Raw genomic sequence first — 3,646 nt, forward strand, 5'->3', positions numbered from 1 at the left:
CAGGCCGTTGATGATCTGCACCCGGTCGATCACCTCGCTGTTCTGAATGATTTCCAGGCAGGGGCGTTCGATGACCAGGTCGTCCAGGTCTTTTTCCATCAGGTCCCTTGCACCGATTTCGGGGATGAATGCGGCACTGGGTTGTTTTTTTGGATCGGCCGTGTACAGGCCGTCTTCATCTTTGATGAACAGGATGGTTTTCGATCCGATGAGGTCGGCCAGAATGATCAATCCCACATCGGTGCGATGGATCGGGATGCGGCCGGTTTTGGGTTTGATGGCAAAATAATCATACGGCGGCATGCCGTGCATCACCGGGATGATGCCTTCGGCAAAGTAGGTGGGCAGCTTGACGATGTCCGCATGGGACATCTTGATGCCCCCCCAGGGGGAAAGCAGCGTGGCCACCATGAGGGCGTTCTGCTCGGAAATCATGCTGCCGAACTTGGCGATGATGCCCGTGGGCATGCCCATCTCCAGGCCGATGGTGTAGATGTGTCGGCTGCGTGTGCCACCACCGGTGGTAAGCACCATCTTGTGCTGTTTGCGGATGTTGACGAGTTCCTTCAAGATGGCGGGCAGCGCCTTGACCCCCCGGTCGCATATGGACTGGCCGCCTATTTTGATCACCGCCACATTCGGATAGAGCCGCTCCTGGGGAGCGACGTCCAGGTTGTCGATAAATTCCTTGCTCACCAGGCTTTCGCCCATCAGCCGGCTTTTCACATGCAGGCGCTTGCCGTCCTTGTCCCTGACCAGAGGCATGGTGTCTCCTTGCTACTCTTTATCATGTTTTTTCTTGCCGCCGCCTCCCTTGAGTTCCACCAGGTTTGCACCGGTGGCGTCGGCAAGCTGCTTGAGTTCGCCCATGCGAAGATGATCCGCATACACCTTGAGGTCCACGCCGGCCACCGCCGCAATCCTGAAGCGCGGGGTTTTCGAACCGTCTTTGACTTTTTGTCTTTCACGATAAAAAATTTGTCCGCTCATGATTGTCTCCCTTACCAACGAGGTGGATGATGTCTGTTGTAGTGGCAGACAATGATAAGACAAAAGAAAGGCTGTGTAAAGAATCGGCAAAAAAGCCATATCCTAGATCCAAGCAGACATCTCGCCGAACAAAAAATGACAGTCGTTGTTTGTATTTTCTCGTCGGCTCCTTCCTGGTTGGTCTCACAACCCTGGCAAATGTGTGCAACGGCGACCTGGATGGCCCCGGCCTTTCCGAGAGCATTTCTTGCTTGACGATGGCGCCCTTGTCCCGATAGTATTTTTCGGAAGCGTACCTTTCTGATATCCACCGGGGTAACCATAGCCGCCGCCTTTTTCCGCAAACGGCACGGGTGCACAACACGCCTGAGCGCAGCCTGTCCCGCGTGGTGCGCATGCAATCGATCACCAATGGTGGTTTCATCTTTACGGCGCTCATGAAGGCAGCGCCGAGCGGGAGGCGCCCAATGAAACACGTAATTATCGGTAACGGTATTGCCGGCGTATGTGCGGCCGAGGTCATCCGTTCGATGGATGCGACGGCCGACATCACCCTGATCGGAGACGAAACCTTTCCACCCTATAGCCGCCCCATGATCAGCCATGTGCTGGACGGCTCCCAGCCGCACGGCAAACTTCCCATCCGTTCCGAGCATTTTTACGACGACCAGAGGATCACCCCGTTGCTCGGCCGGCGGGCCGGCGGCATCGATGTGGCCAACCGCCAGGTCCTGCTGGCCGACGACACCCGCATCGATTTCGACCGGCTGCTGATCGCATCCGGTGCCGATCCCAGGCCGCTGAAGGCCGAGGGGCTGGACCTTAAAAACATCTTTTACATGCGTACCCAGGACCATGCGCGCCAACAGGTGGCCGCGTTGGGTGGCGCTCGCCGGGCCGTGGTCCTGGGCGGCGGTTTGGTGGGGTTCAAAGCCGCCTACGGGTTGCTCAAGCGCGGCCTTGCGGTCACCATGCTGATCACCTCGGGGTATCCCCTGTCCATGCAGGTGGACGAGACGGCTGGCAGCATGATTCTGGACGAGCTGGTACGCCATGGCCTGACGGTCGAGGTCGGCGTCAGCGTCTGCGCCTTCGAGGGCAATGGATTGGTCCAGGCAGCCGTCACCGATGCCGGCACCCGCCTGCCCTGCGACATGGTGATCATCGGCAAGGGGGTGCTGCCGTGCCGGACCTTTATTCCCAGGGGACAAATCGAGGTGGATCTGGGCGTGGTGGTGGACGAACACCTGCAGACCCGTGTACCGGGCATTTATGCCGCCGGCGACGTGGCGGAAATGGTGGACATCGCCAGGGGCTGCCCATGGGTCAACGCCCTGTGGCCGGAAGCCGCTGGTCAGGGGCGCGTGGCCGGCATGAACATGGCCGGGCGGCCGGTCGCCTATCCGGGCAGCCTCAGCCGCAATGTCATGCGCGTCTTCGGCCTGGATGTACTCACCGTGGGCAATGCCAATCCGCGCAAAGAGGCGGGTTTGCGCATCCTTCAGACCGGTGGCGCCGCGCAACCGTATTACCGGCGCCTGGTGCTCAGGGACGACGTCCTGGTTGGGGCGGTGATGATCAACCGCATCGAACAGGGGGGTGTGCTGCGGGCATTGATCGAGAACCGCATGCCCATCCGTGTGCCTCCCGAGAGCCTGATGACACCTGGATTCAACTTTGGCCGACTCTTGGGCTAAGTATTGATGATATCGTGAACAAAAAGGAGGGATCATGAAGCAAGTCGTCGTCCACCCGGAACGATGCGTGGGCTGCATGCAGTGTATGCTGGCCTGCGCCACGGCGCATTCGCGCAGCCTGACACTCTTTGCCGCGGTGCAGGAGACCCCGCAGCCCAAACCGAGGATCCACGTGGGAGCTGGACGCTTCAACGAAGGTTTTCCCAACCGCTGCCGCCACTGCGATCCGGCACCCTGCCAGACGGCCTGCCTGGCCGGCGCCATCTACCGGCGCGACAGCGTGGGCACCGTGATGGTTAATCCGGACCGCTGCATCAACTGCGCCTCCTGCGCCATGGCCTGCCCATACGGAGTCATCCGCTTCCATGCGGACCCGCTGGGTCCGCCCGGGCACGCCATCGCCGTGAAATGCGACAACTGCAGCAGCCGGGTGGCCAAGGGCCAGACGCCCGCCTGTGTGGAGATCTGCAAGGCCGGCGCCCTGACCTACGAACGGATGGATGTGGCCATGCGCCGCAAAACCCGGGAGGTGTCCCGCAGCATGTCAACGGATGGGGACCAACCGGCCATCCCGGCCGGCGTGGCCCTGTTAAAGTCCATCAAACAATCTGAGTTGCAGCTCAGCGGAAGCTGAAGCCATATCAAGGAGGACGCCATGTTTGATCCCAGAGAGAGTTTGTCGGTCACCCAGGATGGGGACCGGCTCGTTGCCAAGGCCCGGCAGGACGGTGTCGAAACCGTGTGGGAGCGGCACGCGGCTCAGCAGCCCCAGTGCGGTTTCTGCGACATGGGACTGTCCTGCCGCATCTGCATCATGGGGCCGTGCCGGGTGGATCCGTTCGGCGAAGGGCCCCAGACCGGTGTCTGCGGCGCCGATGCCGACATTATCGTGGCCCGCAACCTGTGCCGCATGATCGCCGCCGGCGCCGCCTCCCATTCCGACCACGGCCGTGACCTGG

The 3,646-nt window shown here is 60.9% G+C and carries 4 protein-coding genes and 1 pseudogene; 3 read left to right on the top strand and 2 right to left on the bottom strand.

The annotated features are described in order from the left end of the window. Window positions 1–765: uridine kinase (locus tag ABYV26_RS22910; RefSeq protein ID WP_372683674.1), on the bottom strand; the 765-nt coding region annotated here is incomplete at its 3' end. Between the two features lie 12 nt (window positions 766–777). Then, entirely contained in the window at window positions 778–990 is a 213-nt protein-coding gene (locus ABYV26_RS22915; RefSeq protein WP_372683675.1) for a hypothetical protein, read from the bottom strand. Between the two features lie 467 nt (window positions 991–1,457). On the opposite strand from ABYV26_RS22915, the gene ABYV26_RS22920 reads away from it, so the two are divergent. The 3 genes and pseudogenes from ABYV26_RS22920 to ABYV26_RS22930 all read left to right on the top strand — a co-directional run. Further along, a complete protein-coding gene (locus ABYV26_RS22920) occupies window positions 1,458–2,687 on the top strand; it encodes an NAD(P)/FAD-dependent oxidoreductase (RefSeq protein WP_372683676.1) in 1,230 nt (409 codons plus the stop codon). A gap of 34 nt (window positions 2,688–2,721) precedes the next feature. Then, window positions 2,722–3,321 (top strand): 4Fe-4S dicluster domain-containing protein, encoded by a 600-nt coding sequence (locus ABYV26_RS22925; protein WP_372683677.1) that lies wholly within the window; start codon window positions 2,722–2,724, stop codon window positions 3,319–3,321. A gap of 21 nt (window positions 3,322–3,342) precedes the next feature. Next, window positions 3,343–3,646: pseudogene (locus ABYV26_RS22930) on the top strand (carbon monoxide dehydrogenase); the annotation flags it as partial.

Source organism: Desulfosarcina sp., from assembly GCF_041551955.1.
In the GTDB taxonomy this organism is placed as follows: Bacteria; Desulfobacterota; Desulfobacteria; order Desulfobacterales; family Desulfosarcinaceae; genus Desulfosarcina.